The organism is Candidatus Galacturonatibacter soehngenii (genome assembly GCF_008830185.1).
Lineage (GTDB): Bacteria > Bacillota > Clostridia > Lachnospirales > Lachnospiraceae > Lachnotalea > Lachnotalea soehngenii.
Genome location: NZ_WAGX01000007.1, coordinates 496,858 through 518,072, shown reverse-complemented (window position 1 = coordinate 518,072; position 21,215 = coordinate 496,858). Strand labels below are relative to the sequence as shown.

Here is a 21,215-nt window from a genome sequence, read left to right as displayed (position 1 = left end):
GCTAATTCTGCATTAATACGATTACTATTTAAAGTTGCCACTGGTGAACGATCATATAAATCAATAATAGTACAATTATATCTTTTCGCTCCATCCTCTCTCCACATATACGTAAAATCCGTACACCAAATCTTATTGGGTTCATCTACTTTAAAGTTTTGATTCAATAGGTTATCAAATTTTTTATAGCAATCGCCCTTTTTGTACTTTGGTTTTTTGGGTACCACAATTGACCTAAGTCCAAGCTCATTCATATATTTATGAACGGTTGGATTACTTAAGCTTATAGATTTTCTATTAAGAAAGATACGCATCATTCGATATCCTGGTCGCCCCGCATACTCATGATAAATCTCTTCAATGGTTGCTTTGATTTCTTCCTTTTTCTTATAATAGTCAGCTTTTCTATGTTTTTTGTAATTATAATAGGCATTTGGCTTTATATTAAATCTCGATAAGAGCCAACGTACACCATAATTTTCATGGTAGAAATCAATGAAATGGTATTGTTCTAATCTAGTTCCTTTGCGAAGAATGCGGCCGCTTTTTTTAAGAAATCATTTTCCTTTTTGGATTCAGCAAGTTCCTTACGAAGTCTTAAATTTTCTGCCATTAAATCTTTCTCATTATTTAACTCTGGATTTGATTCGCATTCTTCACTGTACTCGCGTATCCACTTGCGCAAGCTACCTTCTCCTAAATTGTATTCCTGATTTACGCTTTTCATTTGGCGTCCTTCTTCAAGGACTAATCTCACTACTTTTTTCTTAAACTCTGGGGTATAAGTTTTTTTGATTCCTGCCATTGTAATAGCCTCACTTTCATATGAATTATTTTATCATAAATATCAGTGTTACTGTTACAACTTTAGTTTAGCATCTCAGGGGTTCCAATTCCCCGGAGTAGTTCCCACCTGTGTTGCAATCTCTCCGATCTGGTCGTTCACGTTCTCGAAAAGCCCGCTCAAATTGCCCATGATACCGTCAACCAGCAAGCCTTTTATCCATTCGTTAATCCAGTCGGTGAGAAAATCCATATCGTCTTACCTTAAAACAAGCCGGACAGCAGCGGAACCAGGGTCGTCCCCAAAAGGATAACACCGCCCCCAGCCATGAGCTGTTTAATGCCCTGTGATTTCGCACCGGGATTGTCGGAGCCATAACCTTCCAAAAGGTTGATAACGCCCCATACGGCAAGGCCAGCGCCAAGAGCTACAACAAGGGTTTGTAGGGTACTAACTGCACTTGTAAAGAATTGCATAGAAATTACCTCCATTTTTTCGTTTTATTTTTGGATACAAAAAAACCGCCCTTTCTGGCGGCGGGACTTCGGGTCAAGTTGGCCCGAAGTTATGCAAACGCTTCCGGGTCGTCCACATCATCATAGTTGAGAATATCCATGTTATTGGAATTGTTCTCGTCTATGGCGGCGGCTTCCTCGTCAGCGTCTACTTCATAAACGGTATACTGCTCATTGGGATTGAGCTTCTTTATGCGGCGGTTTACCAGCCTTGAAGCATCAAAAGCGTTGCGCTTGTCGGCTTCGGCGGTATGCCTGTAATTGGGGTGCTTTTTTAAGTCATATTTGGGGGAAAGAAACGGACGCAAGCCCCGAAGCTGTAAAATGCACTTATCGCCGGGCATGGTAGTCAATTCGTCCATTGTCATAAGTTCTTTCCCAAGCCGTTGCAGGTTTTGCCCATAGCTTTCCGATTGGCCCCGCGTCCGGCTTTCTGTCTGCATGGAAATGGTTTCTTTCCCCAAAACCTCCGAAAGCTCCTTGATGGTGCTATGTTCCCGGCCTCCCAAGAAAATGACCGAATCCATATTTCCCATAATGGTTTCCGCATGGTCTTTATACAGGGCTTTTAACTGGCTCTGTGCCTGCAAAAACAGACAGAGGGAAATTTCACGCGAGCGAATGACTGCACAGAGTTTTTCGAGCTGTGGAACCTGTCCCGTGTTCGCGGCCTCGTCCCAAAGGACGCGCACATGATGGGGCAGTCTGCCACCGTGTTTGTTGTCGGCCCGTTCACACAAAAGATTGAACATCTGTGAAAAGGCGAGGGCAACAATAAAGTTGTACGTTGTGTCGGTGTCGCTGATGATGAAGAATGTCGCGGTTTTCCTATCGCCCATGCGGTCAAGCTCCATCTCGTCATAGCTCATAATCTCCCGAAGCTGCCCAATATCAAACGGAGCCAATCTGGCTCCGCAGGAAATCAGGATACTTTTGGAAGTTTTGCCGCTGGCGAGCTTGTATTTTTTGTACTGCCGTACCGCAAAATGATTGGGGTTCCGCTTCTCCAAGCCCATGAACATATAGTCTACAGCGTTCTTGAAGTTTTCATCATCTTCCCGTGTTTCCATGCTGTTGAGCATATCCACAAGGGTATTGATATTGCGTTCTTCCTCCGGCCCCTCAAAGACGATATACCCGATTAAAGCGCAGCACAAAAGCGTTTCCGCTTTCGTCCAGAACGGGTCGCCCTCCTTGCCGTCGCCCTTTGTATTCTCAATCAGGGCATTGACAAACTTTAGAATATCGCTTTCCGTCTTGATGTAGGCCAGCGGGTTATAGTGCATAGATTTTGAAAAATCTATGCTGTTAAACACCTTGATTTTATATCCCTGCTTTTGTAGGAATGAGCCAACCTGCCCCAAGATACTGCCTTTTGGGTCTACGCACAGGTATGACGAATGTGCTTGAAGCAGTTGCGGGGTAAGCCAGAACCTTGTTTTGCCGGAGCCGGACGAACCAATGATACAGCAGTTAAGATTTCGGGCATTGGCGGGATTTATCCTTCATTTCGCGCGGGGTTTTCTCCTTGCCGAAATACTGGCTTAATTCCTGACTTGAAATAATCACTTTGTCTGCCTCCTTTTTTTCTTCTAACATAATACCGTCAATCACATCGGCATTTAACATGCCTTTTCCGTCAAGCTCCCTCATGCGCTGCGCTTGTGACAGAGAGGGAGAGGACTGCTGACCTTCAATGGCGATAGCGATATACCTCTGATTTTTTGGCTTGATAAAGGCCAACTCCACAGCGGGAGTAAACGCAATTTTCTTTTCGTCCACCATCTTCATAAGGTCGGGAACAAGTTCATTCAGCTTGATATACCGCTGAACTTGCTTGACCGTCATTTTGTTGCGCTCGGCAACAACCTCATTGGAACGTTGTCCCTTTTCCGACTTCGGGCCATTTTGTCCCGAAGTCAAATCCTCACGCGCTCCTTGCCGCTTGATGGCCTCCAACTGCATTTTTAAGGCTTTGGCGCGTTCGCTGGGAAGGATATTTTCACGCTGGTTGGTGTTGTCCTCCACCATCTGTGTGATAGCCTGTTCGTCCGTCATGTTACGGACAATACAAGGCATATCCGCAAATCCCGCTAATTCGCTGGCTTTCTGGCGGCGGTGGCCCGATACGATTTCATACCCGCCATCCTCACGGGGTCTGACAATGGCAGGCTGGGTAACGCCCTTGTCCTTGACGCTCTCCACCATAGCCCGCATTTCCTCGTCATTGCGGACTTGGAACGGGTGGTCTTTGAAAGCGTGAAGCTCGGAAAGGTTCAGATAAACAATCTGCTCTTGTTCGCCGGGGCGGGGTGTTTCCTTCGGTTCGGGCGGCAGTTCCGGAGCAGAGGGAGGCGTTTTCTGCTGTGCCTGTTCCGTAGCTTGCGGGGAATCAGAAGCCCTGCCGCCAATTTCTGCGGCTTGTTTCGGTTTATCCGGCTTTTCGGGTTTTACAGCCTTTTGGGTTTTTTCCTGTTTGGCAGGGCGAGAGGGCTTTTTGTCTGCTTTTTCAGTGGTTTTTTGCAGGTGGGATTTGGGCTTGCTGTCAGCCGTTTTTGGCTCGTTTTCCGTTCCCTTATCCGTACCGGGTTTCTCTGGCTCTGCCTTTTTTCCGACGGGCACTGATTTTTCCACGTCCTGTTTTTCGGGGGCGATCTGCTCCGCTTCCTTTACTGCCGCCTGTTTCCCGGAAACAATCTCATTGATTTTGTCAAAGGAAACCACCACATCACCGGGGGCAGGAATGCCAATGAGGTTAGGTTCTTCCGGCCTGTCCGTATCGGTTTTATCCGGGGTGGCTCCATTCTCATGGGGAAGTGCCGCTGTTTCTTCGGCAGTCTTTTCTAGGGCAGGAGCTTCGCCGTCAATCTCCGGCATGGGTGCGGGAGTGCTTTTTTCTCCTGCTGTGGTTTCCTGTGCCGGGGCAGTTTTCGCTTCCTCCGGCTTATTTGGCTCATTTTTTGCCATGCGTTTTCCTCCTTGTCTGTTTTATGGCATCAAAAAAGGACCTGATCTTTCAATCAAGCCCAACGGGATATTTGCAATCCCTCCTTTCAACTTCGGGCCAACTTGACCCGAAGTTCCGCTATCCAGACACAAAAATACCGCCCATCTTGTCCAATAGGGCGGTATCCTGTGTAATGTGATAGCTCATATTTTATTTTTTTGCCCTTATAACGGGCTATTTTGTAGTTTCCTATTATATACGGTGCTACTGGACCTTGTGGCCCTAATGGACCTTGCAGACCTTGTGGACCTTGTGGACCTTGTGGCCCTTGCAAACCACGTGGACCTGTTGGACCTTGTGGGCCTTGTGGACCTTGTGGGCCACGTGGGCCTGTCGGACCTTGGCATCCTCTTGGTCCTGTTGGTCCCGCAGAACCAGGTCTCCAGCCTGAAGAATCACAACCTGAATTACAACCATTAAAACAACTTTGTTGAGTCATATCTTTGTCGTTATTAAAATTCTTCATGTTTAACCCCTTTGTTTAAAACTTCTAGAATAATATTAAAAATAACTAAAATTATTCTGATATATAGTATGATTGGCATATACTAAGCGTTACCTTTTGCATGCACAATTCATCAAAGTTTTAGGAGGTTTATGCTTTTGTAAGCTTACGCTTATTATATAAGTATAGCCCTAACTAAGTCCGTAAATAATGGCAAATAACTGACATTATATGGTATTGTCAACGCAATTATTATGTTTTATTTTTTTCATTTTTAATTCAAATATCTCAATAATAAAATACGATATCTATACAATATCGTATTTTCAAACTTTCTTTGCTATTCTATATGTGCATTCTTAATTCGTTTTATCAGAATGGAGCCAACCAATCCAATTATAATTCCCATTGCTGCTCCTGATACTAGTAGAAATGGAAGATAATATAAAAGTGCTGAACTATCGACTACCCACATGGCTGCTAGTATTTGTCCAACATTATGAGACACCCCACCTATTATACTTACTCCACTTATACTAAATTTTTTAGATTTGCAAAAAGACGCCATCAATATCCAGCTTAATATTCCACCTGCAAAGCTAAACATCATAGTAGATAAATTACCAAATGTAAATCCAACTAAAATGATACGAATCATGGATAATACAAATGCTTCTTTTGCTCCCATCGTGTATAATCCTGCAAGAACAACTAGATTTGCCAAACCAATCTTAACTCCTGGGATTGGTATTGGAATCGGAATCATACTTTCAATATAACTTAATATAAAGGCTAATGCTATCAGCATACCGTATACTGCAATTCGTTTTGCTTTCATTGTTGCTCCATCCATTCTAACTACATATTATCCGTAGGTTTTATTTAACCTTTTCTTCTGCCTTACTTCTTAATCATATGTTCAAATCCAGCCGTATACTCTATTGAACCGTCTTTAAATACCCATAAGGCTTGTGTTTCATCAAATTTCTCAATAAATTTTAATCCATCTTCATAAGACATATTAAATAAGGCTGTTGTTAGTACGTCCGCCATTCCTGAATCCTTGCACACAATCGATACTGACAGAAAATAATCCGAAGGCATTAGGGTATTAGGATCTATAATATGATGATATTGCTTTCCATCTACAGTATAGTATCTTTGATAGACTCCACTTGTGACAAGACTGTAATCTTCTAGGTTTAGTATATAAAGATTGGTATTTTCACTTTCCATATCAGGATTTTGAACTCCTGCGCTCCACGGTATTTCCTTATTATTATCTGTTAGTTTTGTTCCAATTGCTTTTAGATTACCTCCAACAGACAGCATAACATGTAAATAGCCTCTTTCTTTCAAAGTCTTACTAACTTGTTCTGTTGCATACCCTTTTCCTACAGACCCAACATCCAGACTCATCTTAGGATCTTTTAAGAATACTGTTGATTCTTCTTCATTCAAAATGACATCCTCAATATTGGTATGCTCTGCTCGTTCTTTTAGTTCCTCCATTGGCGGAAGCGCTGCATTTTCTGGATCTTGTGTCCCTCTCTCCCTATAGTCATGCCACAACGTTAACACAGCTCCTAAGGCAATATTCATTTTACCCTCTGTGAGCTCATAGGCCTCTTTCGACAACTTGATCAAATCAATTATCTTTTGGTCTACTTTGACTGGCTTAATACCAGCGTTGTCATTGATAGTCTTTATATTATTAATTCCATCATAATCATGATAGATATCATATAATTCGTGGTACACTTTTAACTCATCATAGATAAGCTGTGTATATTCAGTAAACTCTTCTTTATTTTTTGCATATCCTACTATCTTGGTCACAGTATCAAATAATTCTAAAAAACTGGCTTCATAGCGTGTTTGTCTGCTATTTGCACATCCTGTAACATTGCATAACATAACCAATACTAAAAGGACACTTAATACACGTTTTGTCAAAACCTTCACCTCTAATAAATTCTATCTAGCTTGTAGAGCAACCTACTAGAATTAAGATGGGGATGCATCATTTTAGGAAATGAAATGCATCCCCACTTGTGGGTGCTAGAAATAGAACCTATTTCTTACTATATATGTTATTGTGTTCTATTATTTTGCACTAGCAACAGCTTTTTCTGTAACAGTGATAAATGGTCCAATGTGTACTGTTACTGAACTTGTTAAATCTGCATCTTCTGCATAACCTTCAGCATTAACTGTGATACCTTTTACTTCATCTATAGTTTTTCCTGTTACATAAGCAGCAAATGCATCTGCTTGTTCATACCACTCTTTACCAATAGCAGAAGCTTTTTTCATACCATAGTTTTCTTTTAACTCTTGTTTTGTTTGAACTGCTGCTGTTAAGTCAGAAGTAATGGCACCTTTTGTATCAAAGTTTACATTTCCTTGAGTTGAGTCAACAACTGCACTTGTAATTTTTCCACTTGCATCTACAGTCACTGCTTCATAGAAAGAATAAGCCTGAGCCAATCCTTCAGCTTCTGCAGTTGCATCTGTTGATTTATTAATTGTAGTATTTACACCAAGGCCTAACTTATCTTCATTTGATGCACCAAGCTCTTTTGCGTTAGCAACTGCTTTTTCAATTGTAGCAATATAGCCACCAAGTTTAATGGTTACAGAAGCTGCTAAATCAGCGTCTGTTGCAACACCTTCGTCATTTACTGCAATACCTTTTACTTCATCTACAGTTTTACCAACTACATAAGCTGCAAATGCATTAGCTTGTTCATTCCATTCTTTTTGGATTGAAGAAGCTTTTGCCATACCATAGTCAGCGCCAAGTTCCTGTTTTGATTTAATTTCTGAAGCTAAATCAGTTGTGATTTTACCTTCTGCTGAAAAATTAATTTTTGTTTGAGCTGCATCGATTTTACAATCTAAGATTTTACCATCTGCATCAACTAATACTGCTACAACAGTAGAGTCAATTTGAGCAAGACCATCTTCAGCACCTGCTGCTGTTGATTTCTCAATTGAAGTATTAATTGCGATACCAGTTTTTGCTCCAGTACCTTCTGTTGCTGTTTCAGTTGTTGTTTCGTCAGTTGCTGTTTCTGTTTCCTTTGTGTCTGTTGCAGCTTCTTCTGTCTTAGTTGCTGATTGATCAGTTGTAGATGGTTCCTCTGCTTTTTTACTTCCACATCCAGCAAGTAAAGAAACTACTAATACTGAGCTAAGTAATAATGATGCTACCTTTTTCATAAATTACCTCCATTCCACCGCGCTAGCGGTCTAAAGACCAGGTGTGTCTTACACTCCCCTTAGGTCTTATGTTCCTTAATTATTTTATTTTTATTTCAATCTAATCCAATGGATTAGAAGAATAAACTTAAGAATATGACTAATGTATTAATTCCCATGATTAGTATAAAATTTTTGATGGAGCAAATAAATGTTTTTGTTTTATCTTGCTCCTTTTTAAACTGATTTATATTTTTTTGCACCAATATAATTGAAATGATAGAAATCAGACATATCGGTGATAATATTTTTAAAATAACCATACCAATTGTTGCAACATAGGTTGTGTAATACAGGCCTGCAAATAAAGGCAATGCTTTTTCCCCGATATAATAAGGCAACGTAAATCGACGTACTTTAATATCCTTTTCCAAATCACAAATATTATTCGCAAGCATAATATTAGCAGTAACACAAAATGGTGTAATTGCAAATAAAAGTAATTGAAGAATAGGTATGATTTGAAACTCTAAACGGATAGATTCAAAGCTTATCTGATAAGATAAAAATGTGCCAGCTGGTGTATTAATATACATTAATATAAATGGTATCATTACACCGTAGAAAAAACCTGAAAACAATTCACCAAGAGGCTGTCTTGATATAGGTATTGGTCCATATGTATAGAAAACGCCGCATAAAAAGCATGCGCCTCCTGCTGCTAAAATAACTATATCTGTTAAAGATACCAAATATAAACCAAGCACTACGCTTATTATAAACAATGCATATATAATATAAAGTGATTTTTTTCTCTCAAAATCAAGAATTTGGTCATTTTCTTTTGAATCAATATAATTATTAATTGCAGTCGTTGTTAAATCAAATAAAAACATAGATAAAAAGAAAATAATACTAGCGATCCAATTTATCTTTTGTTTTTGATATAACAAAAATCCAATGGTCATTGCAAAGGTAAATGTACTTGTGATCTTTGTTCTAATTTCTACATAGTTTAAAAACTTCTTTATCAAAATTTCCTCCGTCTTATACTAAGACAAATTCAAAAGTCTTAACAACATTAACTAAATTCGTGATGCCTTGTTTAATATCAATAAAATCTTTTCCTTTTTATCATCTGTGATCATCAATTCGTCAAGACGTTTTATGGATTTGTTATAATACTTTTTAATCAATCCTTGTGTAAAATCAAGACCGCCTGTTTTCATAACCGCCTGATTGATTTCTTCACGTGTTACTTGTTCATCAACCGCTTTTTTCTTGAAATGATTTAAGTTTTTAAAAGCATGAATCAATGGAAGCGTAATAACTCCTTGTTCGTAATCAGATTGAACTGGCTTATTGGCCACCTCTTTGGTCGTGTCAAAATCGATACAATCATCAGATAATTGAAAAATCATTCCGATATAATATCCAATCTGCCTGTATTTTCTTAGTTGCTCTTCACTAACATTTAAAACCATTGCTCCTGCAAAAAAGGATGCTTCAAATAATGCAGCGGTCTTTCCTGATATAATTTTTAAATACTGATAAATGGATAAGTTAAGGTTGTAATTATTTATATGTTGTTCTAATTCACCAAGGCAGAGTCTGCTAATGTAGTCTGGAAGGTCAAGCTGCGAATATCTTTTTTTGTCTGAAGTCTCAGAAACCATTTTTAGTGCCAGACTAAGAAGATAGTCTCCACAAATAACCGCAGTTCTTTTTCCATACTTCTTTTGCAGCGTTAATTTTCCTCTACGTAAATCTGCATTATCAATGATATCATCGTGCACCAAGGAGGCAAGGTGAATGATTTCAATTGCACCTGCTGCCTTGATTGCATCAGGATGAACTTTTCCTTCGTCATCCAACGCCGCAACAATGACTGAAACTGCTCTAATGTATTTCCCTTGCGAGGAAGCCAAATGCTTTAAATAATCTCGAATTAAATGTGGAGATTTTACCAAAGCACGCTCAACCTCTTGTTTTACAAGACTTATGGCTTCCTCATAACTAAGCATTTCTATATTTTCATCCAAAGTAATCTTATTAATCATTGTAAATATACAACCTTCTAATCAATGGTAGTTTTTTCCATGCCTTCTTTAATGCTGGCATAGCATAATAATCTAAACCTAGTGTTCTTCCTGCTCCAATTAAAACGGCAATTCCCGCAAATATCATCCAGAATGTACCAAGATATAATCCTGTTGTGCATACAAACATAAATTGTAAAACAAGTGAAAATGCTGCTGCTGGTGAAGTAAATAGACCACCCATTAATGCAAGTCCGATTAAAATTTCTGCTATAACAATAAATATTTGCATAGCAATTTGAACACCATCATTTGGTAAAATAAATTTATCTAGGAACCAATTCATAACAGGAATATCAAGTTTAAATGCATAATCACTGATAGAAGAAGTTGCCAAGTCTTTTCCAGTTACAAAAATCACTTTCACTAAGCCTAATATATCAAAATTCATCAATACTTGCCCAACTGCACTAGCTGCCCCACCTGCTGCTTCTGCTACGCCCGTTGCTGCTGATACAGCGTCTGCTGCCTGTGCTGCTACGCCTGTTGCTGCTGATACAGCGTCTGCTGCCTGTGCTGCTACGCCTGTTGCTGCTGATACAGCATCTGCTGCTTGTGTTGCCGCACCTGTTGCTGCTGATACAGCATCTGCTGCTCCTGCTGTTGGATTTAATATGCTATTATACCAACTGTTCGCTCCTCCAAAGAAACCAGTTAGCATCGGGTTAACAAACCACCCCTCAACTACCTTCATAACTCCTTCAAACACCCAAACAGCACCTAGCCAAACTCTTAAAGGTGCCAATAAGAAACTTGGTGTACGGTTTGAGAAGTGTCCTCCAACAAAACTTCTACAATTACGTATTGTAAAAAATTCATGTTTAATATAACTAAATACTTTGTTCCAACCTAACACCTGAACAAAATAAACGATATTGATAAAGTGCTTTGCAAACATTGCTAAGAAGGAAGGTAAACTAAAGAAACGATTTGGTAGTCCAACATGAGCTACTGCATAACGTCCACCGATACTAACCATAACGCCATGGAAAGCAGGTTTGTACGCTTTTCTTTCACCTTTTCCAGTCACTTCACAAACAATATTATGAGCTGCTGTTTCTGCACTTTGCTCACAGTTTTCAACCATCTGTGGTACTGGACATTCCTCACCTTCTGCTATGTAAAACATATTATCGCCAATTACATAAACATTTTCACCCTTTGTTGATTTTAAGAATTCATCTACTTGGATTCTTCCACCACGTTGTGCTTCCAAAGACTTTCCTGCTTCTGCAGTAATATCACAACATTGAATTCCTGCCGCCCATATTACAGTTCCTGCAGTATGTCGTTCTAATTTATCATTCTTTTTAAGTTCAATATAGTCTTCGCCAACACTGGATACAAAAGTATTTAGAGAAAGCTTTACACCCATTTTTTCCAGACGTCTTGTTACCTTTGCAGATAACTTCTCTGGCATGTTTGGAATTGGTCTACTAAGACCATCTACATTTACTAATGTCACTTCGTTTCTTGCAATTTCAAATTTTTCACAAAGAAACGGAACATATTCTGCTAATTCACCAATCATTTCTACACCAGTAAAACCTGCCCCTACTACATAGAAAGTTAAAAGTCTTCTTCTAATCTCTGGATTGGTTTCACATGTAGCTTCACGAAACATATTTAAAATACGTTCTTTTAAAATAATAGCATCATCATATGACCAAAGCTTATAAGTAAACTCTTCTGCACCAGGCGTACCATAAAACGTTGGTTTAGAGCCAGCCGCAAGTACTATGTAGTCATACGGATAAGATGATAACTGTCCTTTTACTGTTTTCTTTTCAAAATCAATAGAAGTTACAGTATCTAACTTAACATCTACTTTTCTTCCTGCAAATACCTTTTTAAGGCTGATCTTAATACTATCTTCGTCTACACGGTTTGCTGCCACTTCATGAAGTTCAGTTAACATGGTATGAAATGGATTTTTATCAATGATGGTAATGCTAACATCATCGTATTTTTTCAATCTTTTTGCTAATTTTTTAGCTGTTAGAATACCAGCATAACCAGCTCCAACAATAACGATCTTTTTTTCCATATTTCTTCTCCTTAAAATTTGTAAAATACAAAGGTCGTTTGACTCTTTGTGCCACACGGTCGTAAAGTACTTGTTTTATCCGTATGGTATGTTAGTGCACAGTACATTTGTTTGCCATATCTGTAACAATTTAAATAAATAAGATTTATTTTGTCAAAATATTAACATTAAATCCTAGCAATCTTGTATGTTTTTTGCACCTAATATTAACAAATATAGCGCAAATAATCAAGTAGGCACTTTTAAGTGTAATAGTATAAAAAAGATAGTAAAAAATATTTTTCTAACTTTAAAAAAACAAGAACTTATATATAAAATCTATTTTCTATTCTCACCATTTTTCGTCAAAATACACTTGATGTTTTTGCAAAAAAATATTTTATACAAAAATATATCCAAAGCGTTTGATCGGCCAATTACTTTGTTAAAAAAAATATATTTGTGAAAGACCTGTCAAAGGTATATAGAAAACGGGCACTCCCTAATTCGAGTACCCGTCCTTTTTATTTTACTAAACGTATTACATTCCAAGATGCTTTGTGAAGCAAACTGTTTAACGTACCTTGATCCAACGTGGATTGACTTGTTGAAACAGGAAATACCTTTTCATTGGCAAAACCATTGGCACATTTTAAATCTTCATTTTCTAAAACAATATGTTCTGCAACACGATAGCCTTCAAAGCTTCTAACATCTGTTACTAATTGGATATCTTCATGGATGTTTCGATTCACTGCAAAAATGGTTACTTCTTCTTTTTCTTCGTTATACACAGCAACCGATTCAATATCTGTTACATCCTCATGCGTTGCTGTATCATGCTTAGGAGTATTAATTACTGGTAAAAGAGCGGTTCCTCGTCCATATTTGGAAGCATGCATAAACGGATAATATATCGTCTGCTTCCATGCGCCCCCTCCGTTTGCATCCGTCATAATTGGCGCAATTACGTTAACAAGCTGTGCAAGGCAAGCCATCTTTACACGATCTGCATGTTTTATTAATGTAATTAGCATTAAACCAACCAAAAGTGCATCTTCAAACGTATAAATATCTTCAAGCATCGGTGGAGCCACTTGCCACGGATGATTCTTCGTAATATCATCATCTGCGGCATTTGAGTGATACCATACATTCCACTCATCAAAACTAAGATTGATATCTTTTTTACCACGTTTTTTTGCTTTTACATAGTCACAAGTAGCAATTACCGTACGTATAAATTTGTCCATGTCATCTGATTTTGCCAAAAAGTCAGCCGCGTCATTTTCTTGATTACCATAGTACTGATGTAAAGAAATATAGTCCACATGTTCATAAGTATGTTCAAGGGTGGTGGACTCCCACTTTGGAAATGTTGGCATCTGTAGAGAAGAGCTTCCGCAAGATACCAACTCAATCTCTGGATCAATCAGCTTCATTGCTCTTGCTGTCTCTTCTGCTAGACGTCCATATTCCTTCATTGTCTTGTGTCCAATCTGCCAAGGTCCATCCATTTCATTGCCAAGACACCACGTCTTGATGCGATGTGGTTCTTTTACGCCATGTTTCATACGTAGGTCGCTGTAGTAGGTTCCACTTTTATGATTACAATACTCTAAAAGATTGCAAGCATCTGAAACTCCTCTTGTACCAAGGTTAATTGCCATCATAACCTCTGAATTTGCATCTTTTGCCCATTTCGCGAATTCATTTAAACCAACTTTGTTCTCCTCTAGACTTCTCCATGCAAGCTCCAAACGTTTTGGCCTCTCATTTACAGGACCAACACTATCTTCCCAGTAAAAGTTAGAGACAAAATTTCCTCCTGGGTAACGAATAATTGGTACATTTAATTCTTTTACTAATTCAATGATATCCGTTCGAAATCCAAATTCATTGGCACTTTCATGCTCTGGACAATAAATCCCATCATAAACTGCGCGCCCCAAATGCTCGATAAAAGAACCATAGATTCTCTTATCAATCGAAGCAATCGAAAAGTCTTTATCAATTATCATTTTTGCCTTTTTTTCTGCCATTTTTCTTCTCCTTTGCTGTACTTCCTTATCTGTTTTAGTTTATTCTAAAATACTTTACTTATTTATAGCATGTTTTTTACTTTATGTAAAGTTATAATAATAAGTTTGCTTTACATTATTATACTTTAACCTTTTACTGCTCCTGCTGTCATTCCTTCAATAAAATATTTTTGGAAACAAACAAAAAGTATAAAGATTGGTATGATAGAGAAGAAGGAACCAACAATCAATAAGCTATAGTTATCTCCATAAGGATTAATAAGTGTATTCAACCCCAGCGTTAGAGTATATTTGCTTGAAGAGCGAATTACCAAAAGTGGCCATAGATAATTATTCCAAGCACTCATTCCATTTAAAATAGCCATAGCAGCAAACGCTGGTTTCATAATCGGCACAACCAAACGAAAAAAGATTCCATACTCCGTTGCACCATCAATTCTTCCAGCCTCCAAAAGAGACTTTGGAATTCCAAGTAAGTATTGACGAAAGAAAAAAATAGTACTCGCATTTGCCATAAATGGAAGAATAACAGATAGATAGTTATCCATTAGTCCCCAGGTAGACATTTGTTTATACAATGGAAGCATGACTACTTCAAGCGGAATGGATAAAATAATTAACACAATGACAAACATTACGTTTTGGCCTTTAAATGAATACGCCGCGAAGCCGTATCCAACAAACGCACTAACCGCTAAAGTAGAAAGTACTGATATTACAGTAAGAATAATGCTATTTAAAAACCATAACCAATATTCGTGCTTTCCAGCAAACAGCAATATGTAATTATCAAGACTCCATCTTTCTAAATTCAAATTCAAATTTAGTCCATATTGCAACAAATCTCCCCCAGGCTTAAAACTAGCTATAAAAAGTGCATAGATTGGCAAGATAATCATAATAGCAAGTATTATAAATAGTATTGTCATGGCGATTGTGGCATATCTATCATGAATTTTTTTTGATTTCATTTACTTTTCCTCCTTATCGAAGGTTCCTGTAATCTTTAATTGGACTAAATTAATTAACATTACAACAACTAAAAGTATTAATCCAACTGCACAGGCATAGCCCATTGCTCTCTTTTCTATTCCTTGTCGATATAAATAACCCACAATTGTCAATCCAATATTGTTTGGTGAGTTATTTCCTTTAAATACCATATAGCTTTCCAAAAACATGGAAAGTCCCGCATAAATACTAATGGTTAGCACATAAACCGTAGTTGGTTTTATTAAAGGTACGGATATTTTTTTGAATTGTTGCCATTTACTTGCTCCGTCAATCGAAGCCGCTTCATACAAATCCGTAGGGATACTTTGAAGTCCAGCCAGAAAATAAAGTATATTAACTCCAGTCCATCTCCAGCAGGCAATTAATAGCAATGCAAAGTAACTTGTATTAACTCCTTTTAGCCATTTAATTGGTGAGGCACCAAATAACCCAATCACTTGGTTAGCCAATGAACTCGATGCTTCCCCAAACATCAATCGAAAGATAGTACCAGCTACTACGACAGATGTAAGCGCTGGAAGAAAATAAATTGATTTGAATAATCCCGAACGCTTCATCAATTTACTATTGAGAAGACTTGCAAATAACATAGGAAAAGGTATTAAAAGTACTAATGTACCAATCATATATTTCACACTGTTAAAAATTGCTTTAAAAAAATTTTTATCGCTTAAAAGTCTACTATAATTTTTAGTTCCAACCCATTCATCCTTTAATACATCCTGAAAACTTAATAAAACGCCATTACTAATTGGTGCAACCCAAAATAATAATACCGTGATAACAAATGGTAATATAAATACATAAGGAGCAATCTTTTGTGAGTAAAAAAACTTTTTTAACATGCTCTTAGACTCCTTTCATGGCTTTCATAAAAAGCTTGTTACAGTTTGGTCATACCAAACTGTAACAAGTGGTAACGATTGTTTACATTACTTCTGACTTGATTACTTTTATTGAAATTCATTTTCCAAGGTAGCTTGTGATTCATCAAGTGCTTCTTTTACATCCATTCCATTTTCAAAAATATTGTTAAGTGTAACGGTACAAAACTCATTGTTAATCGATGGCCATTTTTCATTCGACATATCACCAATGGTTCCAATGTTATCTTTGATTGCATTCAAAGAATCAAAAGGATAATTTTTAAAATATTTTACGAATTGGTTTTCAGGATTTTGAGTCAATTGTGTATTCGCCCAAACTTCAGTATTTACTGGATCAAAGCCAAGTACATTCCAAACTTCTTCATTTGCTTCTGCAGATAATTTAATATAGGCCATTACCTGCGCCGCAAGATCTGCATTTTCACCAGATGCTATAATAGCTGTACCGGTTCCACCACCACCAATTGATTTAAACTCGTTATCAGAAGTATTCCATACAGGTGTTGGTGCAATTGCTACTTTGCCTGATAAATCAGTCATATAATTTAGAAAACGTGAAGTCTGCCAAAATGGCATAATCTGTACCGCATATTCTCCAGTGTTATAGGATGGATAAGCTTCTTCGTTATCTGGCTGACCGCCTGGAACCACACTAAACGCACCTGTATCTTGCATTCCTTTTATGTAAGTTAATACTTCTACCATTTTATCATTGTTGATATCTAAATTACCGCTTGCATCCAGATATCCCCCGCCCTTTTGAGCTAACATCAAATTAATCATCCACTGTGCAGTAGTTTCTATGGTTGCAAAGTACTTTCCTGTTGCTTCAAAGTATTTCACACCAGCATTCTTAAAATCATCCCAAGTCTTAATCTCTTCATAATTGATTCCTGCTGCTTCTAATAATTCGGTATTATAAAAAGCAACCGTTGCTCCAACGTGAGTTGGTAGTCCATAGTACTTACCATCTTTAGAGTAAATATCAAGTCTTGCCTGAACCACCTTATCCTTATAAGGAGCCATCACATCTGTCAAATCTCTAAGTCCAATATCTCCTTGTAAAAAAGAAGGGAATTTACCAAGTTCAATATCAACGATATCTGGTGCTCCCTCACCAGATTCTAATGCGAGTGATAGCTTGTTATGCATATCATCATATGCCATGTTGCTAAGTACTAATTTTACCTTTTGATCTGGGTGTTCCTCGTTCCATTTTTCTGCCATATCAGTATAAAACTTTTGGTGTAGTTCTATAAACGTCCAAACATTAAGGGTGGTAACATCCTCCCCTTCCACCTCCATTTCGGTGGTGCCAGCTGCTCCTGGTCCTTTTGTGGACGTATTCGTACTGGAATTACCGCATCCAAAAAGCGTCGCCGTCATTGCCAAACTAAGAACCACTGATAATACCTTCTTTTTCATTTTACCTTCCTCCATTTTTTTCATTTTACTTAACTCCTTATATCAAGCAGAGATTTCTTTCTGCCTTAATACCTCATATTATTATCTTGTATTAGTAGCCAAACTAACATTTACTGAAATATTACTTTTTAATATATACTTCTCCCTCTCCATTATGTTAAACGTTTAATATAAACTTATTGGTTTCTATTGCAAAAAATTTATCTCCTATCATTTTATAATAATTTTTCTTAATTTAGTTTAGTATTATGGCAAATATTTTATTTATTAATACTTTTATAACATAATTTCCATATGTTGTAAAGTATTTTTTACTATATAATATATTTTTTAAAACGTTTAACAAGTGCACATTGTACAATATAAGTAAAAAAATAAAACAAACTATTTTTCCTCTGAATAGCTTGTTTCATTTTTTTGTATTTATCTCTAAAAAAATAAATCAATACGAATTAAGTCTTCTAACCGATTTTCGAATTTGTCTTTGGCATTCTACTAAAAAAATACTCTCTCTTTCACTTAGGAATTCTTTCCCTTCTAACATTTGTATCATCAACTCACTTGCTCGATATCCTATATCATGAAGGGGTAGGTTAATCGTAGTCAAAGGTGGCTGATAATAGCTTGAAACCTCTCTATTATCATATCCCACAATCGAAACATCCTTGCCTACCTCCAAACCAAGTTCACCGAGTCGATCATAGACCCCTCCAGCCATGATATCATTCATACAAAAAATAGCTGTCACCTTTTTTTGCAACAATTCGTCTGTTTTTTGATAGCCTGATTTTCTTGTCCAATCTCCTTCGTAAACTAGTTCTGGATCAAATAATATCTGATAATCAAACAATGCTTTTTGATAGCCCTTTAAGCGCTCTTGTGCGTGAATACTATCTGGCTTGCCAGTAATAAGACCAATTTTTTTATGCCCATTTTCAATCAAATATTGAATCATTTGATAAGATCCGTGTATTTCATCTACTACAATCGATGGCACTTTTGCACTTTTCGTATATCCATAAGCCATCACAGCCGGAATGGTAAGATTATCTGGAATGCATTGTATGACACGTTCATGCGCAGATACATATATAATACCCTCTACTTGCTTTGCCATTAACTTTCGAATTTCTTTTTGTACCAGCTCAAAATAATCATCTCGATTATAATACCGATCCTCGTACTTTTTATATAAACGCAGATTTGTCAATAATATCTGATAATCCTCTTCTTCGCAATGCTTTGTAATTCCATCAATAATATCTGGAATACTAAAAATCGTCATATCTTCTGCAATGACTCCAATACTTCTTGTGTTCTTCATTTTTAAATGCTTCGCCACATAATTAGGCGTGTAATCCAAGTCCTTAATCGCCTTCTCCACTAATTCCTTAGTTTTTTCACTGGCTCCTGGTTTACCATTTAAGATGTTTGAAACCGTTGCAACCGATACATTGCAGGCTTTTGCAATCTCTTTGATAGTTGCCATTTTCTCCTCCCTTTCTTTTTATCCCTCTATTCCCCTTTACATTCATCTATGGCTATTACTTCTTTATACTACTTTTTTCTTTTTAAATATGAGATATCTCATATTATTATAATCCAAACTATTGCATTTTACTAGTGAGGCTTATAAGTTCAGAATCAAATCATGTCCATGTAGTTTTCACCATTCTTGTGCGAGAAAATCGGTATTTTAAAGGCTGTCGACATTGCCGACAGCCTTTAAAATGCACCAAGCTCCGTTTAAATTTTATTATTAACTTATTAATCATTTGAAAATTTAGACAAGGATAATATTGCGATGTAACCAAGCACCAATGCAGCCACCGCCATCAAAAGTGATGGTATCCACCAAGTTAATGTTGCATAATCTGGTATCGCTGGTATTATCTTTTCACTAAATATTTCTGATGTAGAACCAATGACAAACCCAATTATCATGCAATAGGTTTGATGAGGAAAATGATTCATCAGATACTCTAGTGGTTTCGTAATTAAAAAAACTCCAATTAACGTTGAAACACCTAATATTCCAACATATACAAGATCAAAGTTCGTAATAGCAGCCAACATGGAATCATACATTCCCAATACTAATAGCATATGCGAAGTACTAATACCAGGCAAAACCAATGCAAGAGCTATGATAATACCTGTTACTAACATCATTAGGTAATACAAAGTACCAGAACCACTTGCTATATCTAAGTTTCCTATCGGAATAAATCCAATCGAAATAACAATACCAAGTCCTAGTGCAAAATAAATAAAAGAAGAGATACCAAACTTTTTCTCTTTTGTTTTCACATAAAGTGCAGGAATTCCACCAATAACAGCTCCAAGAAAGAAAAAAGAAACCATAAAAGGAAATTTCTCCAATAACCACTGGATAACAAACGCCAAGGATCCGATTCCAACCCCTGCACCCAAACAAAATTTAACAAGAAAAATTGTATTTCCTTTTATATCTTTTAAAAAGTTACTAATGGAGCTTATCAATTTATCATAAATTCCTAATAATATAGCCATTGTTCCACCACTCACTCCTGGAACACTCATTGAGGAACCTATAATAAACCCTTTTAACATAATAATTAAACTACTTCTCATTTTCGTATGATACACTTATGCCTAAAGTAATATCTTCTCCTTTCAAATATTGCCTATTCTATCATATGATAAGTCCGTTCGCAACAATACTAAGAATAAGAAAGAAAGTTGTAAGTTTTTTGTACTTCGAATAATATTGCTAGTATCTTATATACTAAGAATAAAGTAATAAGAAAAGGTTGGCGTTCTAATAACAAGAGCAGTAAGGAGAACTTATGTTTACAGATAAAAGGTTATCAAAGGCATATCAAAATGCAAAAATTGAATATTTCGATAAACACTCCAAATATATCTTTTTTAGTGATTGTCATCGTGGTGATGACAGTGTTTCAGATGAATTTGCAAGAAATCAAATTTTACTTTTACATGCACTCAATTATTATTATAATCATGGCTATACCTATGTTGAGGTAGGTGACGGAGATGAAATGTGGGAGTATCCAGATTTTAAATTAATACGACTCGCACACAGCGATATCTTTTTGGAAATCAAAAAGTTTTATGACGATAATCGATTCATTCTTTTATATGGAAATCATAATATTTTTTTAAGAAACAAAAAGTTTGTAGAGAAAACATATTATTACTATCACGATGAATACAATCGCAACACAAAAGAGCTTCTAACTGGAATCAAGCCTTGTGAGGCATTGATTTTGAAACACAAAAAAACAAAACAAGAAATATTTGTAGTACACGGGCATCAAGGTGATTTAATGAACGATCAACTATGGATGATATCTATGTTTACCTTACGTTATTTCTGGCGCTATCTACATGTTGTAGGCTTTCACAACCCAGCTAGTCCTGCAAGGAATCAATTTACGAGACATAAGGTAGAAAGAACCTATAAAGAATGGATTCGCAATCACAAAATAATGCTGATTTGCGGACATACTCACCGACCAAGATTTCCTAAAAAAAATACGCTGCCTTATTTTAACTCAGGTTGCTGCATTCACTCAAAAGGCATTACGGGAATCGAAATCAAAGATAATCAAATCATGATGGTTGACTGGAGAGTACGCTGTGATCCAAAAGGAGTATTACACATTGAACGTTACGTTATCCGCGGTCCAGAACCAATTGAAACCTACGATTTGCGATAAACATGTTATAATCATGTCTCCTCCTTCATATACCTTTTAAAAGGG

General features: G+C 37.0%; 17 protein-coding genes and 4 pseudogenes. 1 reads left to right on the top strand and 20 read right to left on the bottom strand.

What is annotated here, in order from left to right:
- From F7O84_RS19075 to F7O84_RS17050, 20 genes and pseudogenes are all read right to left on the bottom strand, one after another.
- Window positions 1-353 (bottom strand): annotated as a pseudogene (locus F7O84_RS19075) (IS3-like element ISRgn1 family transposase); the annotation flags it as partial.
- A 158-nt stretch (window positions 354-511) separates the two neighbouring features.
- Entirely contained in the window at window positions 512-805 is a 294-nt protein-coding gene (locus F7O84_RS17130; RefSeq protein ID WP_151148060.1) for a transposase, read from the bottom strand.
- A gap of 81 nt (window positions 806-886) precedes the next feature.
- Window positions 887-1,036 (bottom strand): annotated as a pseudogene (locus F7O84_RS19670) (VirB6/TrbL-like conjugal transfer protein, CD1112 family); the annotation flags it as partial.
- Window positions 1,037-1,047: 11 nt separating this feature from the next.
- Window positions 1,048-1,260 carry a Maff2 family mobile element protein gene (locus F7O84_RS17125; protein WP_151148057.1) on the bottom strand — a complete coding sequence of 71 codons (213 nt, stop codon included), beginning with the start codon at window positions 1,258-1,260 and terminating at the stop codon, window positions 1,048-1,050.
- Window positions 1,261-1,349: 89 nt separating this feature from the next.
- Window positions 1,350-2,795: pseudogene (locus F7O84_RS17120) on the bottom strand (VirD4-like conjugal transfer protein, CD1115 family); the annotation flags it as partial.
- Window positions 2,773-4,266: a ParB/RepB/Spo0J family partition protein gene (locus F7O84_RS17115; RefSeq protein WP_151148054.1), complete on the bottom strand. Its 1,494-nt coding sequence runs from the start codon at window positions 4,264-4,266 to the stop codon at window positions 2,773-2,775. The pseudogene F7O84_RS17120 and the gene F7O84_RS17115, both read right to left, overlap by 23 nt.
- Window positions 4,267-4,352: 86 nt before the next feature.
- Window positions 4,353-4,772, bottom strand: a complete 420-nt coding sequence (locus tag F7O84_RS19070; protein ID WP_192451811.1) for a hypothetical protein — start codon at window positions 4,770-4,772, stop codon at window positions 4,353-4,355.
- Window positions 4,773-5,091: 319 nt separating this feature from the next.
- On the bottom strand, window positions 5,092-5,604 hold the full coding sequence (locus F7O84_RS17105; RefSeq protein WP_151148052.1) for a Gx transporter family protein: 513 nt from the start codon (window positions 5,602-5,604) through the stop codon (window positions 5,092-5,094).
- A 47-nt stretch (window positions 5,605-5,651) separates the two neighbouring features.
- Window positions 5,652-6,716 carry an FAD:protein FMN transferase gene (locus F7O84_RS17100; RefSeq protein ID WP_151148050.1) on the bottom strand — a complete coding sequence of 355 codons (1,065 nt, stop codon included), beginning with the start codon at window positions 6,714-6,716 and terminating at the stop codon, window positions 5,652-5,654.
- Window positions 6,717-6,857: 141 nt separating this feature from the next.
- Window positions 6,858-7,976, bottom strand: coding sequence for a hypothetical protein (locus F7O84_RS17095; protein ID WP_151148047.1), 1,119 nt, complete (start codon window positions 7,974-7,976; stop codon window positions 6,858-6,860).
- 113 nt (window positions 7,977-8,089) lie between these two features.
- Entirely contained in the window at window positions 8,090-8,989 is a 900-nt protein-coding gene (locus F7O84_RS17090) for a UbiA family prenyltransferase (protein ID WP_151148044.1), read from the bottom strand.
- Between the two features lie 51 nt (window positions 8,990-9,040).
- A complete protein-coding gene (locus tag F7O84_RS17085; RefSeq protein ID WP_151148042.1) occupies window positions 9,041-10,015 on the bottom strand; it encodes a polyprenyl synthetase family protein in 975 nt (324 codons plus the stop codon).
- Window positions 10,008-12,101, bottom strand: coding sequence for an NAD(P)/FAD-dependent oxidoreductase (locus F7O84_RS17080; RefSeq protein WP_151148038.1), 2,094 nt, complete (start codon window positions 12,099-12,101; stop codon window positions 10,008-10,010). Before F7O84_RS17080 ends, F7O84_RS17085 begins: the two co-directional genes overlap by 8 nt.
- Before the next feature lie 503 nt (window positions 12,102-12,604).
- Window positions 12,605-14,122 carry an arabinosylfuranosidase ArfA gene (gene arfA, locus F7O84_RS17075; protein ID WP_243140926.1) on the bottom strand — a complete coding sequence of 506 codons (1,518 nt, stop codon included), beginning with the start codon at window positions 14,120-14,122 and terminating at the stop codon, window positions 12,605-12,607.
- 125 nt (window positions 14,123-14,247) lie between these two features.
- The gene (locus tag F7O84_RS17070; RefSeq protein ID WP_151148035.1) at window positions 14,248-15,093 is read right to left on the bottom strand and encodes a carbohydrate ABC transporter permease; all 846 of its coding nucleotides are present in this window, start codon (window positions 15,091-15,093) and stop codon (window positions 14,248-14,250) included.
- Entirely contained in the window at window positions 15,094-15,981 is an 888-nt protein-coding gene (locus tag F7O84_RS17065; RefSeq protein WP_151148032.1) for a carbohydrate ABC transporter permease, read from the bottom strand.
- A gap of 108 nt (window positions 15,982-16,089) precedes the next feature.
- On the bottom strand, window positions 16,090-17,472 hold the full coding sequence (locus F7O84_RS17060; RefSeq protein WP_320411233.1) for an ABC transporter substrate-binding protein: 1,383 nt from the start codon (window positions 17,470-17,472) through the stop codon (window positions 16,090-16,092).
- Window positions 17,473-17,890: 418 nt separating this feature from the next.
- Entirely contained in the window at window positions 17,891-18,733 is an 843-nt protein-coding gene (locus tag F7O84_RS17055) for a substrate-binding domain-containing protein (protein WP_320411235.1), read from the bottom strand.
- Window positions 18,734-18,805: 72 nt separating this feature from the next.
- A pseudogene (locus F7O84_RS19440) lies at window positions 18,806-18,940 on the bottom strand (LacI family DNA-binding transcriptional regulator); the annotation flags it as partial.
- Between the two features lie 275 nt (window positions 18,941-19,215).
- Window positions 19,216-20,061, bottom strand: a complete 846-nt coding sequence (locus tag F7O84_RS17050) for a DUF368 domain-containing protein (RefSeq protein ID WP_151148026.1) — start codon at window positions 20,059-20,061, stop codon at window positions 19,216-19,218.
- A gap of 215 nt (window positions 20,062-20,276) precedes the next feature.
- Here F7O84_RS17050 and F7O84_RS17045 point away from each other — a divergent pair, with 215 nt between their 5' ends.
- On the top strand, window positions 20,277-21,170 hold the full coding sequence (locus F7O84_RS17045) for a metallophosphoesterase family protein (protein WP_151148023.1): 894 nt from the start codon (window positions 20,277-20,279) through the stop codon (window positions 21,168-21,170).
- The last annotated feature ends 45 nt before the right edge of the window (window positions 21,171-21,215 follow it).

Bases quoted from the DNA above. Each gene is read 5' to 3' on its own strand.
- arfA (WP_243140926.1), bottom strand. From the start codon at position 14,122: ATGGCAGAAAAAAAGGCAAAAATGATAATTGATAAAGACTTTTCGATT.
- F7O84_RS17105 (WP_151148052.1), bottom strand. From the start codon at position 5,604: ATGGATGGAGCAACAATGAAAGCAAAACGAATTGCAGTATACGGTATG.
- F7O84_RS17130 (WP_151148060.1), bottom strand. From the start codon at position 805: ATGGCAGGAATCAAAAAAACTTATACCCCAGAGTTTAAGAAAAAAGTA.
- F7O84_RS17060 (WP_320411233.1), bottom strand. From the start codon at position 17,472: ATGAAAAAAATGGAGGAAGGTAAAATGAAAAAGAAGGTATTATCAGTG.
- F7O84_RS17065 (WP_151148032.1), bottom strand. From the start codon at position 15,981: ATGTTAAAAAAGTTTTTTTACTCACAAAAGATTGCTCCTTATGTATTT.
- F7O84_RS19070 (WP_192451811.1), bottom strand. From the start codon at position 4,772: ATGAAGAATTTTAATAACGACAAAGATATGACTCAACAAAGTTGTTTT.
- F7O84_RS17055 (WP_320411235.1), bottom strand. From the start codon at position 18,733: ATGACGATTTTTAGTATTCCAGATATTATTGATGGAATTACAAAGCAT.
- F7O84_RS17080 (WP_151148038.1), bottom strand. From the start codon at position 12,101: ATGGAAAAAAAGATCGTTATTGTTGGAGCTGGTTATGCTGGTATTCTA.
- F7O84_RS17050 (WP_151148026.1), bottom strand. From the start codon at position 20,061: ATGAGAAGTAGTTTAATTATTATGTTAAAAGGGTTTATTATAGGTTCC.
- F7O84_RS17095 (WP_151148047.1), bottom strand. From the start codon at position 7,976: ATGAAAAAGGTAGCATCATTATTACTTAGCTCAGTATTAGTAGTTTCT.
- F7O84_RS17125 (WP_151148057.1), bottom strand. From the start codon at position 1,260: ATGCAATTCTTTACAAGTGCAGTTAGTACCCTACAAACCCTTGTTGTA.
- F7O84_RS17085 (WP_151148042.1), bottom strand. From the start codon at position 10,015: ATGATTAATAAGATTACTTTGGATGAAAATATAGAAATGCTTAGTTAT.
- F7O84_RS17115 (WP_151148054.1), bottom strand. From the start codon at position 4,266: ATGGCAAAAAATGAGCCAAATAAGCCGGAGGAAGCGAAAACTGCCCCG.
- F7O84_RS17070 (WP_151148035.1), bottom strand. From the start codon at position 15,093: ATGAAATCAAAAAAAATTCATGATAGATATGCCACAATCGCCATGACA.
- F7O84_RS17045 (WP_151148023.1), top strand. From the start codon at position 20,277: ATGTTTACAGATAAAAGGTTATCAAAGGCATATCAAAATGCAAAAATT.